The organism is Streptacidiphilus fuscans, assembly GCF_015690355.1.
GTDB classification, from domain to species: domain Bacteria; phylum Actinomycetota; class Actinomycetes; order Streptomycetales; family Streptomycetaceae; genus Streptacidiphilus; species Streptacidiphilus fuscans.
This window is the reverse complement of record NZ_JADPRT010000003.1, coordinates 508,123-532,230: the sequence shown is the minus strand read 5'-3', so window position 1 is coordinate 532,230 and position 24,108 is coordinate 508,123. Positions and strand designations below refer to the sequence as shown.

19 protein-coding genes are annotated in these 24,108 nt (G+C 71.1%); 7 read left to right on the top strand and 12 right to left on the bottom strand.

Annotation, left to right across the window (positions count from 1 at the left end; genetic code table 11):
* Nucleotides 1-62: 62 nt before the first annotated feature.
* Entirely contained in the window at nt 63-1,274 is a 1,212-nt protein-coding gene (locus I2501_RS09585) for a cellulase family glycosylhydrolase (protein WP_196193432.1), read from the top strand.
* A gap of 37 nt (nt 1,275-1,311) precedes the next feature.
* Here the strand turns inward: I2501_RS09585 and I2501_RS09580 are convergent, their stop codons facing one another.
* Genes I2501_RS09580 through I2501_RS09545 form a run of 8 tightly spaced genes read right to left on the bottom strand, consistent with a single transcriptional unit; the run spans nt 1,312 to nt 10,888 of the window.
* Nucleotides 1,312-2,475: a glycosyltransferase family 4 protein gene (locus I2501_RS09580; RefSeq protein ID WP_196193431.1), complete on the bottom strand. Its 1,164-nt coding sequence runs from the start codon at nt 2,473-2,475 to the stop codon at nt 1,312-1,314.
* Nucleotides 2,476-2,485: 10 nt separating this feature from the next.
* Nucleotides 2,486-3,658 carry a glycosyltransferase family 4 protein gene (locus I2501_RS09575; protein ID WP_196193430.1) on the bottom strand — a complete coding sequence of 391 codons (1,173 nt, stop codon included), beginning with the start codon at nt 3,656-3,658 and terminating at the stop codon, nt 2,486-2,488.
* Nucleotides 3,655-4,980 carry a lipopolysaccharide biosynthesis protein gene (locus I2501_RS09570; RefSeq protein ID WP_196193429.1) on the bottom strand — a complete coding sequence of 442 codons (1,326 nt, stop codon included), beginning with the start codon at nt 4,978-4,980 and terminating at the stop codon, nt 3,655-3,657. Before I2501_RS09570 ends, I2501_RS09575 begins: the two co-directional genes overlap by 4 nt.
* The gene (locus I2501_RS09565; protein ID WP_196193428.1) at nt 4,977-6,173 is read right to left on the bottom strand and encodes a glycosyltransferase family 4 protein; all 1,197 of its coding nucleotides are present in this window, start codon (nt 6,171-6,173) and stop codon (nt 4,977-4,979) included. Before I2501_RS09565 ends, I2501_RS09570 begins: the two co-directional genes overlap by 4 nt.
* A complete protein-coding gene (locus I2501_RS40550; protein ID WP_196193427.1) occupies nt 6,170-8,485 on the bottom strand; it encodes a DUF2206 domain-containing protein in 2,316 nt (771 codons plus the stop codon). Before I2501_RS40550 ends, I2501_RS09565 begins: the two co-directional genes overlap by 4 nt.
* A complete protein-coding gene (locus I2501_RS09555; RefSeq protein ID WP_196193426.1) occupies nt 8,482-9,597 on the bottom strand; it encodes a glycosyltransferase family 4 protein in 1,116 nt (371 codons plus the stop codon). The genes I2501_RS40550 and I2501_RS09555 overlap by 4 nt, the downstream gene beginning before the upstream one ends.
* Nucleotides 9,594-10,154 carry a hypothetical protein gene (locus I2501_RS09550; protein WP_196193425.1) on the bottom strand — a complete coding sequence of 187 codons (561 nt, stop codon included), beginning with the start codon at nt 10,152-10,154 and terminating at the stop codon, nt 9,594-9,596. The genes I2501_RS09555 and I2501_RS09550 overlap by 4 nt, the downstream gene beginning before the upstream one ends.
* Nucleotides 10,151-10,888: a glycosyltransferase family 2 protein gene (locus tag I2501_RS09545; RefSeq protein WP_215909402.1), complete on the bottom strand. Its 738-nt coding sequence runs from the start codon at nt 10,886-10,888 to the stop codon at nt 10,151-10,153. The genes I2501_RS09550 and I2501_RS09545 overlap by 4 nt, the downstream gene beginning before the upstream one ends.
* Nucleotides 10,889-11,303: 415 nt before the next feature.
* On the opposite strand from I2501_RS09545, the gene I2501_RS09540 reads away from it, so the two are divergent.
* The gene (locus I2501_RS09540) at nt 11,304-12,530 is read left to right on the top strand and encodes a VIT1/CCC1 transporter family protein (RefSeq protein WP_196193423.1); all 1,227 of its coding nucleotides are present in this window, start codon (nt 11,304-11,306) and stop codon (nt 12,528-12,530) included.
* Between the two features lie 44 nt (nt 12,531-12,574).
* Here I2501_RS09540 and I2501_RS09535 read toward each other — a convergent pair whose 3' ends face one another.
* The 3 genes from I2501_RS09535 to I2501_RS09525 all read right to left on the bottom strand — a co-directional run bounded on the left by I2501_RS09535 (nt 12,575) and on the right by I2501_RS09525 (nt 15,584).
* Nucleotides 12,575-13,432 carry an alanyl-tRNA editing protein gene (locus I2501_RS09535; RefSeq protein WP_196193422.1) on the bottom strand — a complete coding sequence of 286 codons (858 nt, stop codon included), beginning with the start codon at nt 13,430-13,432 and terminating at the stop codon, nt 12,575-12,577.
* A 153-nt stretch (nt 13,433-13,585) separates the two neighbouring features.
* On the bottom strand, nt 13,586-14,263 hold the full coding sequence (locus I2501_RS09530) for a Yip1 family protein (RefSeq protein WP_196193421.1): 678 nt from the start codon (nt 14,261-14,263) through the stop codon (nt 13,586-13,588).
* 145 nt (nt 14,264-14,408) lie between these two features.
* Complete coding sequence (locus I2501_RS09525; RefSeq protein ID WP_196193420.1) at nt 14,409-15,584, bottom strand: LamG domain-containing protein; 1,176 nt, start codon at nt 15,582-15,584, stop codon at nt 14,409-14,411.
* 356 nt (nt 15,585-15,940) lie between these two features.
* Between I2501_RS09525 and manB the strand changes: the two genes are divergently transcribed.
* Nucleotides 15,941-16,963: a mannose-1-phosphate guanylyltransferase gene (gene manB / locus I2501_RS09520; RefSeq protein WP_196193419.1), complete on the top strand. Its 1,023-nt coding sequence runs from the start codon at nt 15,941-15,943 to the stop codon at nt 16,961-16,963.
* 136 nt (nt 16,964-17,099) lie between these two features.
* Here manB and I2501_RS09515 read toward each other — a convergent pair whose 3' ends face one another.
* Nucleotides 17,100-19,298, bottom strand: coding sequence for a (Fe-S)-binding protein (locus tag I2501_RS09515; RefSeq protein ID WP_196193418.1), 2,199 nt, complete (start codon nt 19,296-19,298; stop codon nt 17,100-17,102).
* Between the two features lie 267 nt (nt 19,299-19,565).
* Between I2501_RS09515 and dnaK the strand changes: the two genes are divergently transcribed.
* The 4 genes from dnaK (at nt 19,566) to I2501_RS09495 (ending at nt 23,980) form a co-directional block, all read left to right on the top strand.
* Entirely contained in the window at nt 19,566-21,416 is a 1,851-nt protein-coding gene (gene dnaK / locus I2501_RS09510; protein ID WP_196193417.1) for a molecular chaperone DnaK, read from the top strand.
* Nucleotides 21,413-22,087 (top strand): nucleotide exchange factor GrpE, encoded by a 675-nt coding sequence (gene grpE, locus I2501_RS09505; RefSeq protein WP_196193416.1) that lies wholly within the window; start codon nt 21,413-21,415, stop codon nt 22,085-22,087. Before dnaK ends, grpE begins: the two co-directional genes overlap by 4 nt.
* A gap of 206 nt (nt 22,088-22,293) precedes the next feature.
* The gene (dnaJ, locus tag I2501_RS09500; RefSeq protein ID WP_196193415.1) at nt 22,294-23,469 is read left to right on the top strand and encodes a molecular chaperone DnaJ; all 1,176 of its coding nucleotides are present in this window, start codon (nt 22,294-22,296) and stop codon (nt 23,467-23,469) included.
* A gap of 34 nt (nt 23,470-23,503) precedes the next feature.
* Nucleotides 23,504-23,980 (top strand): heat shock protein transcriptional repressor HspR, encoded by a 477-nt coding sequence (locus I2501_RS09495; protein ID WP_196193652.1) that lies wholly within the window; start codon nt 23,504-23,506, stop codon nt 23,978-23,980.
* Nucleotides 23,981-24,108: the final 128 nt, after the last annotated feature.

The following is a 24,108-nucleotide window of genomic DNA, read 5'->3' as shown; positions in this document are numbered from 1 at the left end:
GGCGGGAGTCAGCGGCACCCGACACCGCCGGCCTCTGCTGACGGGCCCTCTAAGCTGTCGGCGTGGTCATACAACCCGAACTCCGGCGGCACTGGTGGGTCGCGCTGGTCGCGTTCGCGGTGGCCGCCGCGGTGACGGTCACCATCGCCCTGTCCCAGTCGCCCTCCGTGGCCAAGCCCTTGGACTGGCCCGCCTCCAGACCGACCGTCGCGGCCTCCCAGCCGGGACTGAAGATCGGCGTCGCGTACGGGGACACGTTGCCGTTCCTCTCCGACCAGGCGCTGGCGTCGGCGCTGGACGACGCGGTGGCCCTGGGGGCCAAGTGGGTCCGGGTGGACCTGTCCTGGGAGGACATCCAGCCCGACTCGCCCGACCGCTACCAGTGGCAGCGCTTCGACCGGGTCGCCGAAGCCGCGCAGAAGCGCGGCCTGCAGATCCTCGCCGTCGTCGGCTACACCCCGCCGTGGGCCCGGCCCTCCACCTGCCGGAACGACCAGGCCTGCGCCCCGGCCGACCCGGCGGCCTTCGCCGCCTTCGCCCACAAGGCCGCCGCCCGGTACTCCGCCATGGGCGTGCACACCTGGGAGATCTGGAACGAGGAGAACATCCTCTTCTGGAAGCCGAAGCCGGACCCGGTCGGCTACACCCGGCTGCTGAAGCTGACCGCCGCAGCCGTGCGGTCCGCCGACGGGCAGGCGACGGTGGTGATGGGCGGTCTCGCCGCAGTCTCTGCCGACAGCAAGGCCCCCCGGATTCCGCAGGACCGGTTCCTCGCCGCGGTCGCCCGGCTGGGAGGCACCAAGGTGGTGGATGCCGTCGCCTACCACCCGTACACCTACCCCTACCTGCCCAGCGCACGGACCACCTTCGGCACGGCTTTCGAGAAGATCAGCAGCACGAGCGACAGCCTGGTCTCGGTCCTGACCGAGTACGGAACCCCGGACCTGCCGATCTGGCTGACCGAGACCGGCGCCCCCACCAACGGTCCCGGCGCGGCCTCCGACGGCGTGCACATCCCACCGGACACCACCCACGTCACCGAGGCCTTCCAAGCCGCCATCGCAGCCGACACCGTACCCGCCGCCGCAGCCAACCCCCATGTCGCCGCCGTGTTCTGGTTCGCGGACCAGGACACGGGAACCGACCGGACAGACCCCGCCGCGTTCTTCGGACTGCGCCGGATCGACGGCACCGCCAAACCGTCCTTCGCCGCACTGAAGAACGCGATCACCACCTACGAGGAGTCCCTCACCGGACGCTCCTGGGTCAAGTGACCCGGCGCGGCCCCGCCCCACTGTGAGCGACTCGGCGCTATGACGAGCGAAACAGCTCGACATAACGGTCCGTCAGGACCGGCCACGAGTAACGCTTCCGGGCCACCTCCAGCCCGCGCGCGGCCAGCCGGTCGGCCAGGGCCCCGTCCGTGAGCACGGTGCGGCAGGCCGTGGCCAGAGCGGCGACGTCTCCCGCGGGCACCAGCAGCCCGTTCTCGCCGTCGGTGACGACGCAGGGGATGCCTCCGACCGCAGAGCCGACCACCGGGGTACCGCAGGCCATCGCCTCGACCAGGACCATGCCGAAGGACTCTGCCTCGCTGCGCGACGGGAGCACCAGCACTGCCGCGCCGCGCAACGCCTCGGCGAGCCGATCACCCGTCAGTTCGCCGGTCGCCTCGACGCGGTCCGCCACGCCGAGCCGCTTGGCGAGCTCCACGTGGTCGGCCACCGCGTCCCCGCCACCGACCAGTCGCAGCCGGGCCTCGGGGAGTTCAGCGGCCACCTCGGCGAAGGCCCGCACCAGGACGTCCACGCCCTTCCAGGCGGAGGAGCGGTCCATCCGGCCCAGGTAGACGACGCTGCGCGGGCGCGCGGAGGCGGGACCGCCCGGTGTGAAGCGGGCCAGGTCGACACCGGGACTGATCTCCTCGCAGTGCGGTTGCCCGCTGGCGAGTGACACCGGGGAGACGGCGACCAGTCTGGCTGCCCGAGAAAAGACGCGCGGCAGCACCCGGCGCTCGTACAGCCCGATGAGCCGGTCCGCCAGCCCGCTGCCGGGCTCGCCCTTGTGCATGGAGCCGGCGTGGTAGGTGAGCACTGTCGGCCGGCGGCCGGCGAGCAGCACGGCCAGGTCGGGCAGGCCGGGGACCGGGGCGTGCGCGTTGACCACCTCGGCGCCGGTACGGCGGAGCCAGCGGCGCAGTTGCAGCGGCCAGAGCGGACTGAGCGGCGTGTTGGACAGCCGCAGCCAGGTACCGAGCCGGACCACCAGCACGCCGTCCTCGGTGGCGACGCGGGTGCGCAGGCGCGTGGCACCGGTGGTGATCACGACCGGGCGCAGGTCGGGGGCGTCCGCGATCGCGCGGGCGACCTGCGCGGCGTAGTTCTCCACGCCACCGACCTTGGGCGGGTAGTAGGGGGCCACCACAGCCACCGTGCGCGGCGTCACCTGGGGCATCACCTTTGCGTTCACCGTCACCGTTCCCGTCTCAGCGGCGGTGCGACGCGAGCGCCGCGCGGTAGTGCCGCTCGTGCTCGTCGAGCACCGCCTCCAGGCGGTACTGCTCGGCGCGTTCGGCCGCGGCCTTGCCCAGGCGCTGCAGCAGTTCCTGGTCGCCCAGCAGGCCGGACAGGGCTTCGGCCAGCGCCACCGCGTCGCCCGGCGGGACCAGCACCCCGTTGTCCGGCCCGACCAGTTCGGAGAGGCCGCCGGTACGGGAGGCCACCACCGCGCGTCCGGTCTGCAGCGCCTCCAGCGCCACCCGGCCGAAGACCTCGGGCCACAGGGAGGGGACCACCACGACCGCCGACTCCCGCAGGCATTCGGCCACCTGGTCCCGTCCCAGCCAGCCGCGGAAGCTCACCCGGCCGTCCGCCACCAGATCGGCGACGCTCTGCTCCAGCCGCTCGCGGTCGGAGCCCTCCCCGATGACGGTGAGCCGGGCCTGAGGATGGACCGTCAGTACCCGGCGGAACGCGTCCAGCAGGACCTCGGCGCCCTTGACCCGTTCGAGTCGACCGGTGAACAGGATGCTCAGGGGATCGGTGACAGGTTCCGGCGAGAAGCCCTCCTCGCCGCCGTTCGGTGCGACGAAGACCGGGACCTGGCCGACATCGGCGCGCACGGCATCGGCCATGTACTGGCTGAGGGCCAGCACCCGGTCGAGTCGGCGCAACCAGGGCAGGTAGGCGGGCCGTTGGAGGAAGCGCAGATAGAGGTAGCGCAGCCGGTCGGCGGGACTGAGCCGTCCCTCGCCGTCAGAGGCGCTGGCCAGGTTCCAGCGCAGCAGCGCGAGCGTCCAGTCCTCCGGTCCCCGGGCGGTGAGCAGCCTGGGCAGCCCCCGGGTCGCGGCGAGCACCGACGGGCTGAACTCGCCGATGGTGTGCAGGTGCACGATGTCGGGCCGGAACTCCGCGAGGATCTGCCGCATCCGGCGGTAGCCGCGCCGGTACCAGAAGTAGCCGAACAGTCGTCGCAGCGGACCGCCGTCGATCGCGGGGACGAGGTGGTCGGCGAAGACCGTCCGTCCGTCCGCGAGGCGGTCGGTGGCGACCACCGTCACGGTGTGACCGCGCTCGGCCAGACCCTGGGAGATCAGCCGGACGCTCTTCTCCGCCCCGCCGGCCTCGAAGCCGATGTTGACGACCTGCAGGATCCTCATGCCTGTACCTCCACGGCGCGGGGCTGACCCGGCCCCGGGAGCGGTCCCCGTCCCGGGGTGCGGTGACGGACGAAGACCAGCGGGATCAGGCCCACCAGGCCGGAGGCCACGTTGCCGACGCCCCACGCCCAGCCGACCCAGACCAGGCCGCGGTGCGCCCAGAGCAGGGCCAGGGCGATGGCCACGACCGCGTAGACGATGTTGCTCAACACCAGGGCCCGCATCTGCTGGGTGAGTTTGAGGCCGAAGCTGGTCCAGCTGTTGAGCGCGACGCCGAGCGCGCCGACGGCGAGGACCTGCAGCGCCGGCCCGGCATGACTCGCGTAGGTCCCGCCGAAGAGCCGGAGCACCAGGCCGCTGCCGAACACCACCGCGGCGGCGGCCGGCAGCTGGATCGCCGTGATGATCGCGGCGGACCGGCGCAGCAGCGCGCCGAAGCGCGACGGGTCGTAGGAGGCCTCCGCGAACAGTGCCTCTCCGGTGGAGTAGGCAACGGAGTTGAGCATCCCGGCGATCTGGAAGGCGACGTAGTAGTAGCCGGCCGCCGCGGCGCCGAGGTACTGCAGCACGATCAGCGGGAACGCCAGCAGCGGCGCGAGGTTGAGCAGGCTGGAGATGTAGTTGGCCACCGAGTACGTCAGTTGCTCGCGCAGCCGGGTGCCGCGCACCCGGAAGTCGAAGCGGAAGCCGAGCCGGCGGTGCATCAGCAGCAGCGAGGCGAGCACGGCGACCACGTAGCCGCCGCCCGCCGCGCCCACGATGCCCACCGCGCCCAGGCCGACCAGCAGCACCGGGAGGGCGAGTTTGGTCAGCCCCTGGATCAGGCCGTCGACGATCACGTTGTACTCGGGCTGGCGCGCGCTGATGAAGACCGAGTCGGTCAGCTGGTTCAGCGCGGCGCAGGCGCAGCAGAGCACGAAGGCCGCCGCCAGCAGCGGGTGGTCCCGCATGAACAGCAGCTTGGCCCCGTACAGCGGCAGGCCGGCCAGATAGGCCGCGCCGACGCCGCAGGAGGTGACGGTGACCAGGGCCAGCGCCTGGGAGATCTGCCCGTTGCGGGCGAGGTCGGACGCCGGGAACCGGATCAGCGTGCTGTTCAGGCCGAACAGGCTGAGGTAGGAGATCAGCGAGGTGGCCGAGATCAGCGAGGTGGCCAGGCCGACCTGGGAGGGGCTGTAGTAGCGCGCGACGAGCACCCAGAAGAGAAAGCCCAGCCCGGCGGTGGTCACCGTGGACGCCATCAGGAAGAAGGAGCTGCGCAGGATCTGGTCGCCCGGGCGCCGATGCCTGCCCTTGCCGCCGCCCCCGCGGGCGGCGGTCATCTGCCGCCCCTGTGCGGCTGCGCGTCCCGGTAGTGTTCCAGCAGCTCGGCGACGTGCGCGTCCCAGGCGAACCGGGTCTCGGCGTACCGCCGCGCGGCGGAGCCCATGTCGGCTCGGCGCTCACGGTCGCGGACCAGTTCCCGTAGCGCGGCCCGCAGCTCCGGGACGCGGCGCGGCACCAGGACCGCCTGGGACCCGTCCAGCCGGTAGGGCGCGTAGCCGGGGTCGTCCGTGGTCACCACGGGCAGGCCGGAGGACATCGCCTCCTGGACGGTGAGCGGAAAGCCCTCGGCGGTCGACGGCAGAGCGAACACGTCGCAGGCCCGGTAGACCCGGGCCAGGTCCTGCGGTGCCAGGCTGCCCAGATGGTGCACATCGTCACGGCCGGCGAACCCCGTCGTGTCCCCGTCACCGGCGAAGACCAGGTCGAACGAGCCGTCAGCGGCCTCGAGCAGCAGGTCGTAGCCCTTCTTCGGGACCAGCCGACCGACGAACAGCACCAGCGGGCGGTGTCCGGGCAGCCCCAGCGCGGCGCGCGTCCGGCGGCTCTCCTCCTCGGACGCCGCAGGGCGGAACAGCCCGGTGTCCACCCCGTTGGGCAGGTGCCGCACCCGCTCCGGCCGGGCCCCGAGCCGGATCACGAACTCGGTGACGGCGGAGTTGAGGGTGTGCACGCTGCGGGCACGGCCCAGCAGGAACCGGCCGGCCACCGCGTACACCGCCTGCTGGACCAGGCGCACCAAGACGGACGGGTGCTGCACCAGCGCGACGTGCTGGTGCAGCACCAGGGGTGTGCGGGTCGCGGCCGCGGCCAGACCGGCCGCCCACGAGGTCAGGTACAGGCAGTCGTGGACGTGCACCACGTCCGCCCAGCGCGCCCAGCGCAGCGCCCGGGTGAGCAGACGCGGCGACAGCACCGGAAAGGGCACCCCGGCCCGGCGCTCCGCGCCGTTCCAGGCCGCGACGCGGACCACCCGGACCCCGTCCTCGACATCCGAGGCACTGCGCCGCCCGCTGGTGAGCACGACGACCTCGACACCGGCCGCCGCGAGCCGGACCGCCTCCTGACGCACCACCATCTCGATCCCGCCCACGTGCGGCGGGTAGTAGTGGGAGACGAGCAGGACGCGCAGCGGACGCGACGGCTGCGGCGAGTGCGACGGGCCCGGCGGCTGCGGCGGACGAGCGGTCATCGGTAGATCTCCGCCCCTTCGCTGCTGTAGATCTCGTTCTTGTAGGTGTTGAGCAGTGCCACCGGGTAACGGTAGGTGATCCGGTCACCCTGGTAGGAGACGGAGACCTGGCCGGTGCGCACGGTGGTGGCGCCGAGGAAGACGTACGTGTCGGTCCCGATCACGGTGGGGTAGATGTTGCCGACGACCGGGCCGGTGAGCACGGTCTGCAGCCGGTTGAAGGTGAAGCTCTCGGCCTGCACCACGGGCATGCCGCCGTTCGGTGTGCGCGTCGTCTCCAGTTGCTGCATCAGCCGGGACGCGGCCACCCGCTCGCTCTCGTTCGAGTAGTAGAGGTCGTAGTACTGGCCGGAGTTGCTGAGTTGGAGCTGCGCCGGGTATCCGCCCAGCACCGTGGGCACCACCCCGGTCAGGTCCAGGAAGAGCGTCGCGATCAGGGCGCAGGTCAGCGGCACGGTGCGCCGGCCGGCCCAGCGCAGCGCCCACAGCGTGCCGGCCGCGAGGAAGGGTGCGAAGAACAGCAGGCCCTGTTGGAAGGCCCGAAGCACGCTGTAGTCCACGGACAGCTGGGGCACGATCGTGACGAGCACCAGTCCGCCGACTGCGCCCACCGTGAGGGTGACCTGGTCGCGGGAGGGGCGGAAAACCCGGCGCCTGGCCCGCACCGTGACCACGAGCCCGACCAGGAGCAGGATCTGCATCAGAGCGGCGGCGCCTTGGCGCAACAGCCCGTTCACCGTCGACACGTTGATCCCGACCGCGTCCAGGAGCCGCCCGAGGGAGGTCGGCGGCAGCTCCTGCTGAGCCACCACCGGGGTGGCGTACTGCTGCACGACCCGCAGCGGAAGGTAGTCACCGGCCGCGCGCTTGGCGGCGGTCTGCTGCTCGATCTGGCCCTGGAACTGGTCCATCCGTTGCTGCGGGCTGACTTGGGCGCCGCCGAACAGACTGTAGGCGGTGTCCGAGGAACCGCTCTGGCCCTGGCCGAAGTGCAGCACCTGCTGCACCGCGTCGCTGAGCGTGGTCCGCAACTGCCCGCTGGTGTGCGTGACCGGGCCCGCCCATCCCAGCGCGAGCACCGCCGTCGCCGCGACCATCCACCAGGAGACGAAGCTTGGTCCGTGGTCGGAGCGCGTCCGCCTGCGGGGCCGTCGCCTCCCTCTCAGTGCGAGCAGCCGCCAGACCAGATCCGCGCCGAAGCCCACCGCGAGGGTGGCCACCACCATGTAGCCGGTGGAGTAGTGCGACAGCACAATGCCCACAGCCAGGGCGAGGAACATCAACCGCCGGCGGCCGAGGGCGCGCCCGGAGTCGGTCAGCACCACCATCGCGCAGCCGAGCAGCAGGAAGGCGATCTCTTGGCGGCCCAGGAAGGTCATGTCGGTGAAGAAGGTCGGGAAGGCCAGGAAGAACATCGCCGACAGCAGGGCCACCAGCTGGGGGGCCACGTTCCGGACGGAGCGGTACACCAGCACCGGGGTGGCCGCGAACAGCAGCGGCAGCACTGCCTTGAACACGTACAGGTCCGGGATGGCCGTCAGCCGGTACAGGTCCACCGGGAACAGCGTGATGCTCAGGCAGGCGTTGTACGGGTTGGGGTAGGCGTGCACGTTCCACAGCGAACCGCCGAGGGTGAGCCGGAAGTACTCGTACTCGCGCTGGATGTCGTGTCCGGTGATGAACCAGCCGCGCAGCGAGTTCAACAGCAGCAGGCCGGCCGCCGCGATGTACAGCCCGGTCTGGAGCACCGCTTCGGGGTACTGACGGCGCCGGACCAGCAGCAGCACCAGCAGACCGGCGATGGCGACCAGGGCGGCGCAGCTGACCGCGCCGCTGAAGCCGTTGTTGAGCCGGATCGGGCCCGCCACCGAGAGCAGCAGACACAGCGCCCCGAGCGAGCCGACCGGGGCCAGTCCGCGAGGCCGTCTTCCGGCCGCGCCGCGCCACGGCTGGTCCCAGCCGGCCTGCGGCAGGAAAGCCCCGAGGGCGATCAGCACCAGCGCGGCGCCGCCGCCGAGGGCGATCGTGGTCAACGGGTGCGCCTGGCCGAACCAGGGCAGCACCGTGTTCACCCCAAGGGCCACCACCATGTCGGTGATCACGGCCAGGCCGAGCGAGAGCAGCAGCGCCGAGTCGCGGCGCGAGACCGCCCTGGCAGCGGTGCCGTACCAGACCGCCACGGGCGCCCCGATCAGCAGCCACAGCCCGGCGGCAGTGGTGAGCAGGCCCGGAACACCCGGCACCATCTCCACCACACAGGCGGCGGAGATGCCGAGCAGCACGATCTGACGGGGCTTCAGCTGCGGTATCACGGACAGACCTCCGCGTAGACCTGCTCGACCCTGCGGGCCACGGCCTCCCAGGAGTAGCCGACGGCGGCGGCGGCCGCGCGGCCCGACAACCGCTCACGCAGCTCCGGGTCTCCGGCCAGCAGGTCGATCGCGGCGGCCAGGGCGGTCGGCTCCGCATCGGCCAACAGGCCGGTCCCGCCGATCAGTTCGGTGTTGCCCGGCACCCGGGTGGCGAGCACTGGCAGCGCCGCCGCCATCGCCTCCAGGACCACCAGCGGCATGCCCTCCTTGTCCGACGGCAGCACGAAGGCGTCCGCCTCGGCGTAGGCGCGGATCAGGTCGGTGCCGAGCAGCCCGCCGGAGAACTCGACGCGGTCCGTGAGACCGAGCCGTTCGACCTGGGCCCGCAGCTGCGTGCGCAGCTCCCCGTCACCCACCACCCGCAGCCGGACGGGCTGCTGGACCAGGCTCATCGCGTCCAGCAGTCGGCCCACGTTCTTCTGCGGGCTCAGCCGGCCGACGAAGAGCAGCCGCAGCGGCTGCGGCGTGGCCTGCCGGACCGGCATGTAGAACTCGTCGCCGACACCGTTGGGCACGGTGAACACCCGCTCGGCGGGCACCCGGTAGCGGGTGCGGACGAAGTCCGCCTGCGCCTCGGTGAGCACGATCACTCCGGCGGCGGCCCGCAGCACCCGGCCGAACACGTGCTTCTTGTACGCGGGCAACAGGCCGCCCAGTCGCCCGGAGGCGTCCACGTCCAGGTGGAAGTGGACCAGGAACCGCTGTCGGCGCACGGCCGCGACCAGGGCGACCAGTTCCGGCAGCAGGGCGTGCGCGCAGTGCAGGTGCAGGACCGCATCACGCGGCGCCCGGAGCAGGGACACCGGCAGCCCGGGGGCGATCGCGGTGTGCGCCAGCTCGACCGCGCGGTGGCGGCGTACGGTCACGCCACCGCCCCGCTCGGTGCGCCGGGCGCCCGCGGCCCCCAGGTCGGTGGTGACGACGCGGACCTCGCGGCGCTCGCCCAGGCACTCGGCCAGGTGCTGCACGACCCGCTCCAACCCGCCGAGGTGGGGCGGGTAGTAGGGGGTGATCTGGAACACGGGGGAGGTTCCCGGCCGGGTGCCGCTCATGGGGTCCCCGTAGTCGTCGGCAGGTTCGAACCCGCGATCCGGTAGTGCAGCGTCTGCGGGTGGCCGGGCAGGGTCACCCACACCGTGGTGGCGCCGGTCACCAACGGAAGGTGCAGCACCAGGGGTACGGCGGCGCCGTCGCGCGGCACCAACCCCGCCTCGGTGGCGGCCAGCACCTTGCCCCGGTCGTCGCGCAGTTCCACGTGCACCTGGTACAGCCGGATGCCGGTGCTGTGGTCGACCACGGTCACCGGCACGTCCACGGCGGGGCCGTCGACCGTCGGGGAGCTGGTGAAGTACAGCTCGGTGTACCTGGTCGGGAGTTTGGTGAAGGACTGCAGCAGCACGGTGCGCAAGGACGCCACGGTGGGGGTCGCCAGCGATCCCAGCCCGGCCACCAGGGCGAGCACGGCGACGGCCAGCACCACCGCCTCGCGCCACCGCCCGGCCTCCGCCGCACGCCGGCGCAGGGCCCGTCGGGCCCCGAGGCGACGGCCCGGGGTCGTGTCGGCGCGGTCGTGCTCCCGGGGTGGACCGGGATCGTCGAGCAATGTCATACCGCTTCGAACTGCTCCTGCTGCGTGAGGACTCCGGTACCGGGGTCCGCCACGTCGTTTCCGCCGTCGGCGCGGCGGAAGCGGTGCTCGAACAGCTGGCGGAGATTGCCGAAACCGTCGGAGAAGGCGTTGAGCTTCACGTCGCCTCCCCGGGGGCGGTACTCGATCGGGACTTCGAGTACACGGTAACCCGCGCAGCCTGCCGCGTTCTTGATCTCCTGGGAGAAGGCCATGCCCGGGGAACGGACGTCCAGGCCCTTCCAGACCTCGCGCCGGAAGACCCACATCCCCGACTGGGAGTCGCGCAGCTCGTTGCGGAACAGCATCCGGCTGACCGCGCTCAGGGCGTGGTTGGCGACGGTGTGCGAGCGTTTCATCGCGCCGTGGTTCTCCCGCAGCAGGCGATTGGTGGTCAGGAAGTCGGCGTCCTGCTCGTCCAGGGCCGAGAGCAGGTGCGGCAGCGCGTCGAAGGGATAGGTGCGGTCGGCGTCGCCGGTGGCGATCACATCCCCGGACACCGCGTCGAACCCCGCCTGGTAGGCGTTGCCGTATCCGCGCCTCGGCTGCTCCACCACCCGGGCCCCGAGCGAGCGGGCCACCTGCCCGGTGCCGTCGGTGGAGGCGTTGTCGACGATCACCACCTCGGTGTCCCAACCCGCCTGCGAGAGTTCGGCGAACGGGATCGTCTCCATCACCGCTGCCAGGTTCCCGGCCTCGTTGAGTGCCGGAATCACCACCGACAAGGTCTTCAACCCACGCCCCCCTACTCTGTGGGCGGGCGCACCGGTGCCACCCCGCACCCCCCGAGAACGCGACCTGATCACCCAGAACTCGCGCTGCGTCCAAACGCTCTGAGACCTTACGTGAAGCCGGTACCACTGGTACGCGGCGGCCGTCATGACGTTGTGTTTCCGTTACGGAAGGGTGATGTACATGACGGGCATTCAGTACTAATAGGGACCGCGCTGCAGGGACGCCCGCAGTCACCGACAGGGCGTCAGCGGCCTTCGATTCTCCGGTCCGACGAAATCTTGTACGATCGCCCACTCGGGCGTGGACGCAGCCGACGCGGCCGCAGCCACGCCGAGCCCGACCGGCGCGAGGTCCGCACCGCGGAACCGAGAGCGTCCCGTTTCTTCGTGAGGAACAGTGACCGCAACCACGCGCGCCAGCTCACGGTCCTCCCGACGGTCCTCCTCTAAACGGGTCGGCTCCCGCTGGACAGGTCCCGGCAGTGCGCTGCGGGCGGCCGCGCCGGCCCTCCTCCTCTACGCCGCCGTCCGACTGGTCTACCTGCTTCTGGTCCTGGCCGCCTCACCGCACGGACCGGGCGAGAGTCTGCACCTTCTCGGCACCCACTGGGACGCCAACCAGTACCTGAACATCGCGCGCTACGGCTACAACCCCGCGACAAGCCCGGGACGGGCCGGCGCCGGGATGAGCGACCTCGCCTTCTTCCCGCTCTTCCCCGCGCTGATGGCGGCCCTGCACGCGGTCCTGCCCTTCCTCCCCTGGAGCGCTGTTGGGCCCGTCGTCGCGACGCTGGCCTCGCTCGCCGCCGCCTGGGGCATCTTCGCCGCGCTGGCACCCGGCTACGGGCGGCGCACCGCGACGCTGACCGTGGTGATGTGGGGTCTGGTCCCGGCCGCGGTGGTGGAGAACGCCGGCTACAGCGAGTCGCTCTTCACCGCCTTGGCCGCCTGGTCGCTGTGGGCGGTGGTGACCCGCCGCTGGCTCACGGCCGGGATGCTCTGCCTGCTCGCCGGGCTGACCCGCCCCACCGCCGTGGCCCTGGCCGCCGCGGTGATCGCGGCCGCCGCCGTCGAACTGCACCGCCGTCGCCGGGACGGACGCGGCGCCGCTGCCGGGTCGCCGGTGCGCCCGATCGCTGCCGCACTGCTGGCCCCGCTGGGCTGGCTCGGCTACGTCGCCTGGACCGCCCAGGCCCTGCACAACTGGTCCGCCTACTTCCAGATCCAGGCCCAGTGGCACTCCCGCTTCGACTTCGGTGCGAGCACGCTGCACGACGTCTGGCTGGTGTTCACCAGCGGATCGTCACTCAACACCTACTACCCGATCGTGGCCTGCGTCCTCGCGGCCGCCGTCGTGCTGGCGCTCTGCCTCGTGGTGCGGCGCGACCCACCCGCACTGGTGGTCTACGGCCTGCTCACCCTCGCGATCACGCTGGGCGACTCCGCCTACCTCTCCTCCAGGCCCCGGTTCCTGCTGCCGGCCTTCCCGCTGCTGCTGCCACTCGCCGCGCTGGTGAACCGGCTCGGCAACCGGGTGATCGCCAACACCGCGCTGGCGTGCGCGCTGGTCGGATCCGCCTGCTTCGGCGCCTACGTCTTCTTCCTCTCGCCCGGCGCGCCCTGACGGTCGGTCCGCCCTGACGGTCCGTCCGCCCTGAGCAAGCCCGGTCAGGCGCGCTTCGGCGTGGTGACCGCAGTGAGCTGTGTTCCGTCCTCGCTCAGCCGCAGTTCCGCGCTCAGCGCGGCCAACTCGCCCAGGTGTGCCAGGTGGGTACCACCACACGCGATGTGGGCGTGGCCCTCGGGCAGATCCGCGTGCCACTGACGGCGGGCGGTGAGCTCAGGCCCCGGGGCCTCGATCCGTACCGGGGCGTCGGCGGCGACCCAGCGCGCCAGTGCGGCGTTGACCGCATCGGTGATCACCGGCAGCTCGTCGGCCAGACCCTCCGCGACGAAGCCCTTCTTCTTCAGGGACTTGCCGATCCGGTACACGTCGTAGCTGGCGGCGGTGTCCATCCGGGAGGAGTCCATCGCCAGGGCGTCGAAGTCCGGGTGGTCCAGGGCGTCGCTGCGGCCCGGGTCCTTGCGCCAGCGGTCGGCCAGCGCGGCGTTCAGGGCCAGCGCCAGCAGGTGGCAGCCGGTGTGCGCGGCGCTGAGCGCGGCACGGCGGTCGGCGTCCACCACCAGGTCGACCTCGGTACCCACCGCCACCGGTTCCGCGAGGACGTGCACCACCAGCCAGGCCCAGGCCTCGTCCCCGCGCCGCACCGGGATGTCCGCGCCCACGGCGAACTGCCCATCAGGACCGACCGCGCCGGTGACGCAGTCGAGCACCGGCAGGCCACCCAGGGTCCCCGTGTCGGCGGGCTGGTCGGGCCAGGTGTGGTCGAGCGGGTGGAACGGGGTACTCCCGGTGACCACACCGAAGCGCCCCTCCGGCAGCTCCACGCAGGCAAGCACGGCGGACCGGTCGGCCACGGCTCCTTCGGGGAAGCCGACCCGGGTGGAGGCGGTGGGGAGGGACATCGTTGGCGCTCCTGTGCAGGCGGGGACGAGAGTGTGCCGACTCATCCTGCCCCACCACGGCCTCGTCCCCGAAAAACGCGCCGACGCCGGGCAACGGCCGGGGATCGGATCCAGGCCCTCAGCCCGGTCCCCGGGCCCCCGAGCCCTCAGCCCTCAGCCCAGAGTCGGCAGCTTGATCAGCACCAGCAGCACGATCAGCTGCAGGGACGCCGCTGCGGCGGCCTTGCCCCAGGGCAGGTCGTGCAGTTGCCGCAGCATCGCGCTGAGCAGCCACGCGCACAGCCCCCAGGTCGCCCAACCCAGTAGTTGGACAACGGCGTTGCCGGCGGGCAGGAACAGCGCGAGCAGCAGCCTCGGCGCATCCGTGGTCCAGCAGACCAGCAAGGACAGGCCGACGGTGGGGGCAAAGGCGCCGTCGCCGCCGAGCCGACGGGCCAGGCCGTACGTGACCGATCCCAGCATCAAGCCCGCCAGCACGAAGCCGACCGCGCTGAGCAGCAGGATGGCGACGGCCGATCCGAAGGTGGAGTTGAAGATCTGGTCCCTGGTGCTGCCGACCCCGAGGGCGGCCAGCATTCCGTAGAGCGCGGAGACGGTCAGCGCGGGGGCCCACACCTGGTGGTGCCGCATCTGCGCGAAGGTGCGCGTCGGCTGTCGGAAGATGCCGCGCAGCAACTCCCGCCACGGCAGCCGGGCGGAACCGACCTCCGGGTGCGGCTGACCCGCTCGGTAGATCGTGACATGTTCTTCCCCGCCCGGCGCCGCCGGCATCTCCGGAACGGTGAACGTCCGGGTGCCGCCGGGACGGTCGTCCTGGTCAGCCGGCTCCACGGCCGGTCCGTCACCGTTGTTCCGTCCGAATCGCAATCCTCTGGCACGCACACTGCGACCGTACCCGGACCCGGCGCGCGATCACCGGGAAGAACGCCCCGGTGGCGGAATCGGGGCACGACCGTGACAACCCGCAGCCGCCCGGTCAGCCGACCAACCAGGAGTCGAGCGGCTTGGCGCTCAACCCGCCCTTGTTGTCCGCAAGTGCGGCGGCGTCGGTCGCGCTCAGCGCCGAGTCCCAGACCTGCATATGGCCGATCACGCCGTTCCAGTACTCGTCCCACATGCCGTGATGGCGGGTGCGGCCCACCTGGAACGGACCCGGTCCGCTCCAGATGCCGGGCACCGCGGTGCTGCCGACGGACGCACCGTCGACGAACAGGGTGATCGTGTGCTTGGACGCGTCGTAGGTGGCGGTGAGGAACGACCACTTGCCCACGGTGTGTGTCGGCTGGGAGACCACCTGGCGCGTGGTGCTGTCCGCGCCCCCGTCCGCCGTCTGCACCGAGAAGAACCAATACTTGGTGCCGGTGCCGGTGACCCCGCACCCGATGTCGAAGGAGAAGGAGGTGCCGTCCCCCTGGCTGAACGCGGTCCTGGTCCCGGTCCCCGCCTGGTTGTACACCCACGCGGAGATGCTGAAGCTCTTGGTGACGTCGACGAGAGGGTCCGCGGACTGGGCGTACGAGTTCCCGTCGCTGCGCAGCCGCAGCACGTAGCCGCCGCTGACGGGTCCGATGCCGGCGTCCGGCCCCATGGCCAGGGCGGCCTGACCGGACTGGTCCGCGAGCAGGCCAGGCTGCCCGGGGACGGTGGGCGAGTCGCTGGGCCTGTGGGAAGGACTGCTGCTGGGGCTGACGGCGCTCGGCGAGCCGGAGGCCTTCGGCGTGGACTTCCCGTGCAGGGCGTCGACCGCGAGCAGGCCGACCCCGGCACCCAGCACGCACGCGGCCAGGACGATGCCGATCGTCCTGGAGCGGCGTGAGCGGCGCGACTGCGCCTCGTGCTGGTCGGCCAGCGCGGCCCAGTCCGGCTGGGCCATGGGCTGGGCCGCGGGCTGGCCGGGCTGGCCGGGCTGGCCGGGCTGGCCGGGCTGGCCGGGCTGGCCGGGCTGGCCGGGCTGGCCGGGCTGCGGATAGCCGTAGCCACCGGGCGCCGGATAGCCGTAGCCGCCCGGCTGAGCCGGAGCCGCGGGCGGGGCGTCGTGAGCCGGCTGCTGCATCGGCACGCGCGGGTCCGGATAGTTCGGGGCTTGCCGCTCCGGTCCCTGGTTCTGCCACGGGCCGGAAGAGCCCTGCGGATTGGGCGTGCCGTCAGTCATGTGTCAGATGGTATGAGGACGCAACGGCGGACACCATAACGGCCCCGCCCCGAATCGCTCCGGGATTGCCTGTGAGGACTGTGTGTGAGTATTCACGCAGCTAGCCAGGGGTAAGAGAGTCGATTGCACTATGACCTGGTTTACACCCCGTCGATCGCTACCGGCCCGATATCCTCCGAACCCCGGACGGCCCGTCTGAACAGGCACGCAGCAGGCGTTCCACACCGTTCCCGGCCGTGTCGCCGCTGATCCGGGCGGCCACCCCCCGGCAACCTGACGGCCGATTTGCCGTGGTATCAACAAGGTCCGTCCGGGACGACGCCGGCGGAGACTCGATTTGGCACAAGGGGATTCACATGACCCAGGCGCTTCTGCTCGTCGGCGGAAAGGGCACCCGGCTCCACCCGCTGACGCTCACGCGCCCGAAGCCGATGGTGCCCGCCGGTGGCGTGCCCATCATGGAGCACCTGGTCCGCCGCGCCGCCGAGGCCGGCGTCACGCGGCTGGTGCTGGCCACCTCCTACCTGCCGGACGCCTTCCGCGCGCACTTCGGCGACGGCTCGGCCTACGGGATCGAGCTCTGCTACATCACCGAGGAGACGCCGCTGGGCACCGGCGGCGCCATCCGCAACGCCGCCGAGATGCTGACCAGCGGCCCGGACGAGCCCGTCCTGGTCTTCAACGGCGACATCCTCTCCGGCCTGGACATCGCCGACCTGGTGCGGCGTCACCGCGACGCGAAGGCGGACGTGACGCTGCACCTCACCCGCGTCGCCGACCCGCGCGCGTTCGGCCTGGTGCCGACCGACGAGGACAACTGGGTGCTCGACTTCCGCGAGAAGCCGACCACGCCGGAGGAGATCGTCACCGACCAGATCAACGCGGGGTGTTACGTCTTCACCCGCTCGGTCATCGACCGCATCCCGGCCGGGCGCGAGGTCTCCGTGGAGCGCGAGGTCTTCCCCGGGCTGCTGGCCGACGGCGGCCGGGTGCTGGGCGTGGTCGACACCTCCTACTGGCTCGACCTCGGCACGCCGCAGGCCTTCGTCAAGGGCTCCACGGACCTGGTCCGCGGCCTGGTCCCCAGCCCCGCCCTGCCGGGCCCCCGGGGCGAGGCCCTGGTCCTCGACGACGCCGAGGTGGCCGACAGCGCGACGCTGTCCGGCGGAACGACCATCGGCCGCAAGGCGGTTGTCCGCGAGGACACGCGCGTGCACGGCAGCGTGGTCATGGACGGCGTGGTGATCGGCGCGGGCGCGGACATCGAGTCCTGCGTGCTGGGCGAGAACGCCACGGTCGCCGACGGCGTGGTCCTGCGCGACGCGGTCATCGCGGACGGCGACCACGTCTCCGCGGTCCCGGCCGAACTCGCACGCTGACCCTCGTCAACGCTGACCCTCGTCAACGCTGACCCTCGTCAACGCTGACGGCCCGCCGGATCGTCGCCTGCACCACGCAGGCAGCGATCCGACGGGCCGTCAGTCGTTCATCACGCGGCTCGCACCGCGCGGCGGCTCAGGACGAGACCGGCTCCGGCTCCTCGGCCGGGGCCTGCGGCTCGGCCGGGTCGGCCTTGACCGACTCCAGCAGCAGCTGGGCCACGTCCACGACGCGCAGGCTCTCCTTGGCCGCGCCGTCGTTCTTCTTGCCGTTGACCGAGTCGGAGAGCATCACCAGGCAGAACGGGCAGGCGGTGGAGACGATGTCGGGGTTGAGCGACAGCGCCTCGTCCACGCGCTCGGTGTTGATGCGCTTGCCGATCCGCTCCTCCATCCACATCCGCGCGCCACCGGCGCCACAGCAGAAGCCGCGCTCCTTGTGACGGTGCATCTCCTCGTTGCGCAGACCGGGGACCTTCTCGATGATCTCGCGCGGCGGGGTGTAGACCTTGTTGTGACGGCCCAGGTAGCACGGGTCGTGGTAGGTGATGAGCCCCTCGACCGGGTTGACCGGCAGCAGCTTGCCCTCGTCGATCAGGTGCTGCAGCAGCTGGGTGTGGTGGATGACCTCGAAGTGGCCGCCCAGCTGCGGGTACTCGTTCGCCAGGGTGTTGAAGCAGTGCGGGCAGGTGGCGACGATCCGCTTGGTGGGAGCGTCCTCCAGGGCCGCGTTCAGCGTCTCGACGTTCTGCGCGCCGAGCATCTGGAAGAGGAACTCGTTGCCGAGGCGGCGCGGGGAGTCACCGGTGCAGGTCTCCTCCTTGCCGAGGATCGCGAACTTGACGCCCGCGGTGTGCAGCAGCTCGGCGAAGGCCTTGGTGGTCTTCTTGGCCCGGTCCTCCAGGGCCCCGGCGCAGCCGACCCAGTACAGGTACTCGACCTCGGTGGGCTCGATGTCCTGACCGATCACCGGCACCTCGATGCCGGTCTCCTTCTTGAGCTCCTTGACCCAGTCCAGCCTGGCCTTGGTGGCCAGACCCCACGGGTTGCCCTTGTTCTCCAGGTTCTTGAGCATCGTCCCGGCCTCGGTCGGGAAGCTGCTCTCGATCATCACCTGGTAGCGGCGCATGTCGACGATGTGGTCGATGTGCTCGATGTCCACCGGGCACTGCTCGACGCAGGCGCCGCAGGTGGTGCAGGACCACAGCACGTCCGGGTCGATGACGCCGTTCTCTTCCGCGGTGCCGATCAGCGGGCGCTCGGCCTCGGCGGCAGCGGCGGCAGGGACGCCGGACTTGTCCTCACCCGCGAGCAGGTAGGGGGCCTTGGCGTAGGCGTGGTCGCGCAGGCTCATGATCAGCAGCTTGGGCGACAGCGGCTTGCCGGTGTTCCAGGCCGGGCACTGCGACTGGCAGCGACCGCACTCGGTGCAGGTGGAGAAGTCCAGGATGCCCTTCCAGGCGAACTCCTCGACCTTGGAGACGCCGAACACCGCGTCGTCGGCCGGGTCCTCGAAGTCGATCGGCTGGCCGTTGCTGTGCATCGGCAGCAGCGCGCCCAGCGCGACCTCGCCCTTGGCGTTGCGCTTGAACCAGATGTTCGGGAAGCCGAGGAACCGGTGCCAGGCGACGCCCATGTCGGTGCGCAGCGAGACCGTGATCATCCAGATGAACGAGGTGGCGATCTTGATCATCGCGACCAGGTAGACCAGGTTCTTCACCGTGTCGATCGACAGCCCGCGGAAGGCGACCGTCAGCGGGTAGGAGAAGAGGAAGTTGACCTCGTACGAGTGCACCCCGCGCAGCACGCCCTCAAGGCCGCGCAGGACCATGATGGCGATGCCGATGATCAGGACGACGGCCTCGACGAAGTAGGCGAAGCCGGTGTTCGACCCGGCGAAGCGCGACTTGCGGCCCGGCTTGTTCGCCTTGCTCAGCTGCCGGATCACGATCAGCACCACGATGCCGAGCGTGGTCAGCACGCCGATCAGCTCGGTGAAGACCTCGTACGGCGCCCACTTGCCGATGATCGGCAGGGTGAAGTCGGCGTCGAAGAGCTGACCGAAGGCGTTCACCAGGGTGAGCACCAGGGTGTAGAAGCCGACGGCGACGAACCAGTGGGCGACACCGACGATGCCCCACTTGTTCATCCGGGTGTGACCGAGGAACTCGCGGACGACGGTGACCGTCCGGTCCTTCCAGTCGTTGGTGCGCGCGCCGGCGGGCATGTTCTGGCCGAGCCGCACGAAGCCGTAGATCTGGAGGAACGCGCGCAGGAAGAGCGCGGTGCCGACCACGGCCAGGACCAGCGACACGATGATCGCGGCGATTTGCATGGGGGGCTCCTCTAGCACCTACGGAGCGAAGGACTCTGCTGCCGGACTGGGTGTACTCAGCAGTAACTTATCGCAGTTCATGCCGAGCGTAGCGATTCCTGTACCCAAACCACAGCGGAAGCAGAGGTGACATGCGTCATCCGGGGGGTTGCGGCGTCAAGGCGACATAAACTTGAGCCGACTCCACTCAGTTCTGTTGACGAACGCGATCCGATACGGCACTCTTGAGTCTGTTCAGCTCAACTTCCTCTCTGGGAGGGTTTCACGATGGCTCGTGCGGTCGGAATCGACCTCGGTACGACGAACTCTGTCGTCAGCGTCCTCGAAGGCGGTGAGCCCACCGTCATCACCAACGCCGAGGGCGCCCGGACCACACCGTCCGTCGTCGCCTTCGCGAAGAACGGCGAGGTGCTGGTCGGCGAGGTCGCCAAGCGTCAGGCGGTCACCAACGTGGACCGGACCATCCGGTCCGTGAAGCGTCACATGGGGACCGACTGGAAGATCAACCTCGACGGCAAGGACTTCAACCCCCAGCAGATCTCCGCCTTCATCCTGCAGAAGCTGAAGCGGGACGCGGAGTCCTACCTGGGCGAGAAGGTCGCCGACGCGGTGATCACCGTCCCTGCCTACTTCAACGACTCCGAGCGTCAGGCGACGAAGGAGGCCGGTGAGATCGCGGGCCTCAACGTCCTGCGCATCGTCAACGAGCCGACCGCGGCCGCCCTGGCCTACGGACTCGACAAGGACGACCAGACCATTCTGGTCTTCGACCTCGGTGGCGGCACCTTCGACGTCTCGCTGCTGGAGATCGGCGACGGCGTTGTCGAGGTGAAGGCCACCAACGGTGACAACCACCTCGGTGGTGACGACTGGGACCAGCGCGTCGTCGACCACCTGGTCAAGCAGTTCCAGAACGGCCACGGCGTCGACCTGTCCAAGGACAAGATGGCGCTGCAGCGTCTGCGCGAGGCTGCCGAGAAGGCCAAGATCGAGCTGTCCTCGGCCGCCGAGACCTCGATCAACCTGCCCTACATCACGGCTTCCGCCGAGGGCCCGCTGCACCTGGACGAGAAGCTCACCCGCGCCCAGTTCCAGCAGCTGACCGCGGACCTGCTGGAGCGCTGCAAGAACCCGTTCCACAACGTCATCAAGGACGCCGGCATCCAGCTGTCCGAGATCGACCACGTGGTCATGGTCGGTGGCTCCACCCGTATGCCCGCCGTGGCCGAGCTCGTCCGCGAGCTGACCGGCGGCAAGGAGCCCAACAAGGGCGTCAACCCGGACGAGGTCGTCGCCATCGGCGCGTCCCTCCAGGCCGGTGTCCTCAAGGGTGAGGTCAAGGACGTCCTGCTGCTCGACGTCACCCCGCTGTCCCTCGGCATCGAGACCAAGGGCGGCATCATGACCAAGCTGATCGAGCGCAACACGACGATCCCGACCAAGCGCTCCGAGATCTTCACGACGGCCGAGGACAACCAGCCGTCCGTGCAGATCCAGGTCTACCAGGGCGAGCGCGAGATCGCGGCGTACAACAAGAAGCTCGGCATGTTCGAGCTGACCGGCCTGCCGCCGGCGCCGCGTGGCCTGCCGCAGATCGAGGTCACCTTCGACATCGACGCCAACGGCATCATGCACGTCTCCGCCAAGGACCTCGGTACCGGCAAGGAGCAGCGCATGGCCGTCACCGGCGGCTCGGCGCTGCCGAAGGACGACATCGAGCGGATGATGCGCGAGGCCGAGCAGTTCGCGGAGGAGGACCACCGCCGCCGCGAGTCCGCCGAGACCCGCAACACCGCCGAGCAGCTCGTCTACACGACCGAGAAGTTCGTCAAGGACAACGAGGACAAGGTCCCGGGCGACGTCAAGGACGAGGTCAACGCGGCTGTCGCCGACCTCAAGGAGAAGCTGAAGGGGGAGGACAGCGCGGCCATCCGCGAGGCCTCCGAGAAGCTCTCCACCGTCTCCCAGAAGCTGGGCCAGGCCCTCTACGCCAACGCCGGTGACGGCGCGGCCGCCACGGACGCCCCCTCGGGCGCCCCGAACGACGCCGCTGCTGAGGACGACGTGGTCGACGCCGAGATCGTCGACGACGAGAAGCGCGAGGGCGGTGCGCAGTGACGACGGAGGAGACGCAGGGCAACTCTGAGGAGCCCGGCGCCGCTTCCGGCAAGGCCGCCAAGGGTCAGGGCGTCACGGGCAAGAAGCCCGCTGACGCCAAGGCCCCGGCGGAGGAGGCCGGGGGCGAGTCCGCCGCCGAGCTGCGCAAGCAGTTGGCGGAGCGCACCGCCGACCTCCAGCGGCTCCAGGCCGAGTACCAGAACTACCGCAAGCGCGTCGAGCGCGACCGGGTGACGGTGCGTGAGATCGCGGTCGCCGCGATCCTGGAGAACCTGCTGCCGGTGCTGGACGACATCGGTCGTGCCCGGGACCACGACGAGCTGGTGGGCGGCTTCAAGTCCGTCGGCGAGTCGCTGGAGACGGTCGTGGCCAAGCTCGGCCTGCAGCAGTTCGGCAAGCAGGGCGAGGCGTTCGACCCGCAGCTGCACGAGGCGCTGATGCACAGCTACTCGGCGGACGTGGAGGAGACCACCTGCGTCCAGATCCTGCAGCCCGGCTACAAGATCGGCGACCGGATCATCCGTCCGGCGCGGGTCGCCGTGGCCGAGCCGGAGCCGGGCGGCGCGGCCTCCGGCGGCGAGTCCGCCGAGGACGCCGCAGAGGACTCCTCCGACTCGTCGAAGGACGCCAAGGGCAAGGCTGCCAAGGGCAAGAGTGACGCCGACGAGTAGCAGCCCGGGAGTGGGGGGCCCCCCAACACGCCGCGAACCCCCACCCCCCTACGACCGCACCAACACACCCCCCCCCGGCGCGCCCGCCCCCCCCCCCCCCGGGGGGCGCCCCCCCCCCCCCCCCCCCCCCACCCCCGCTACCGCTGATCAGTGCAGTGATCGCAGTGGTCAGGGCGTCGTTGGTCAGAGCGTGAGGAGGGAGAGCTTTGAGCGGCAAGGACTACGTGGAGAAGGACTACTACAAGGTCCTGGGCGTGCCCAAGGACGCCTCCATCGCTGAGATCAAGAAGGCGTACCGCAAGCTGGCCCGGGAGTTCCACCCGGACGCCAACAAGGGTGACAAGGCCGCCGAGGAGCGCTTCAAGGAGATCTCCGAGGCCAACGACGTCCTGTCCGACCCGAAGCGCCGCAAGGACTACGACGAGGCGCGCACGCTCTTCGCCAACGGCGGCTTCCGCGGCGGGGCGGGCCAGGGCGGGTTCAACTTCGACCTGGGCGACCTGTTCGGCGGCGCCGGACAGCCCGGCCAGGGCGGTCAGGGCGGGGGCTTCGGCGGCGGGGTCGGCGACCTCTTCGGCGGTCTCTTCGGCGGCCGTGGTCGGACCACCTCCACCCAGCCGAGGCGCGGCGCGGACGTCGAGTCCGAGGTCACCCTCAGCTTCGTCGAGGCGGTCGAGGGCGCCACGGTCCCGATCCGGATGACCAGCCAGTCCCCGTGCAAGGCCTGTGCGGGCACCGGCGCCAAGGCCGGCACCACCCCCCGGGTCTGCCCGACCTGCGTCGGCACCGGCCATGTCAGCCGGGGCCAGGGCAGCTTCGCGCTGAGCGAGCCCTGCCGCGACTGCAAGGGCCGCGGCCTGCTGGTCGACGACCCGTGCGAGGTCTGCCACGGCAGCGGCCGCGCCACGTCGGCCCGGACCATGCAGGTCCGGATCCCCGCCGGAGTCGGCGAGGACCAGCGGATCCGGCTCAAGGGCAAGGGCGCCCAGGGCGAGCGCGGCGGCCCGGCGGGCGACCTGTACGTGACGGTCCACGTCACCCCGCACCCGGTCTTCGGCCGACGCGGCGACAATCTGACGGTGACCGTGCCGGTCTCCTTCCCCGAGGCGGCGTTGGGTGGCACGATCCGGGTGCCGACCCTCGGCGGCCCGGCGGTCACCATGAAGATCCCGGCGGGCACCGCCAACGGTCGCACCATGCGGGCCCGCGGCAAGGGCGCGGTCCGCAAGGACGGCACCCGCGGCGACCTGCTGGTCACCGTCGAGGTCACGGTCCCTCTGGAGACGGAGGGCGAGGCCAGGGCGGCCCTGACGAAGTACCGCGAGGCAACGGCCGCGGAGGACCCGCGGGCGGCGCTGTTCAAGGCAGCGGAGGAGGCGTGAGATGCCCGGCACCAACGACGGCGGACCCCAGGGCATGGGCGGGCCCGGCAACCCGGTCGGCGGCGGAGCGGTCGGCGGCGGAGCGGCGCGCGGCCCCCGGGTCACGTACCAGCTGACCGAGTACACCCCGGTCTACGTCATCTCCGTCGCGGCGGAGCTGAGCGGTCTGCACCCGCAGACGCTGCGTCAGTACGACCGGCTCGGCCTGGTCTCCCCCGACCGCACGGCCGGGCGCGGCCGGCGGTACTCGTCCCGCGACATCGAACAGCTCCGCGAGGTCCAGCGGCTCTCCCAGGAGGAGGGCATCAACCTCGCGGGCATCAAGCGGATCATCGAGCTGGAGAACCAGGTCGCCGCGCTCCAGGCCCGCGTCGCCGAACTCCAGGGCGCGGCGGAGGCCGCGGCAGCGGCGGTCCACGCGTCGTACCGCCGCGATCTGGTCCCGTACCAGCAGAGCTCGGCCCTGGTCGTCTGGCGCCCCAAGGGCCGCGGCGAGGGCAACAACCGCTGAGGGCAACGCCCGCTGACGCGGGCATGTCACACACATAGCGTCAACTGAGGGGCCGTGTCCGGGGAGGCACGGCCCCTCAGTTTTCGCTTACCCCGGTCGCCGAGGAGGATCGGCCGGGGAGCTTTATC

Coding starts and splice junctions, on each gene's coding strand:
- I2501_RS09575 (WP_196193430.1), bottom strand. CDS start 3,658: ATGAGGATCCTGCAGGTCGTCAACATCGGCTTCGAGGCCGGCGGGGCG.
- I2501_RS09570 (WP_196193429.1), bottom strand. CDS start 4,980: ATGACCGCCGCCCGCGGGGGCGGCGGCAAGGGCAGGCATCGGCGCCCG.
- I2501_RS09565 (WP_196193428.1), bottom strand. CDS start 6,173: ATGACCGCTCGTCCGCCGCAGCCGCCGGGCCCGTCGCACTCGCCGCAG.
- I2501_RS09555 (WP_196193426.1), bottom strand. CDS start 9,597: ATGAGCGGCACCCGGCCGGGAACCTCCCCCGTGTTCCAGATCACCCCC.
- I2501_RS09550 (WP_196193425.1), bottom strand. CDS start 10,154: ATGACATTGCTCGACGATCCCGGTCCACCCCGGGAGCACGACCGCGCC.
- I2501_RS09535 (WP_196193422.1), bottom strand. CDS start 13,432: ATGTCCCTCCCCACCGCCTCCACCCGGGTCGGCTTCCCCGAAGGAGCC.
- I2501_RS09525 (WP_196193420.1), bottom strand. CDS start 15,584: ATGACTGACGGCACGCCCAATCCGCAGGGCTCTTCCGGCCCGTGGCAG.
- manB (WP_196193419.1), top strand. CDS start 15,941: ATGACCCAGGCGCTTCTGCTCGTCGGCGGAAAGGGCACCCGGCTCCAC.
- I2501_RS09515 (WP_196193418.1), bottom strand. CDS start 19,298: ATGCAAATCGCCGCGATCATCGTGTCGCTGGTCCTGGCCGTGGTCGGC.
- dnaK (WP_196193417.1), top strand. CDS start 19,566: ATGGCTCGTGCGGTCGGAATCGACCTCGGTACGACGAACTCTGTCGTC.
- I2501_RS09495 (WP_196193652.1), top strand. CDS start 23,504: ATGGGCGGGCCCGGCAACCCGGTCGGCGGCGGAGCGGTCGGCGGCGGA.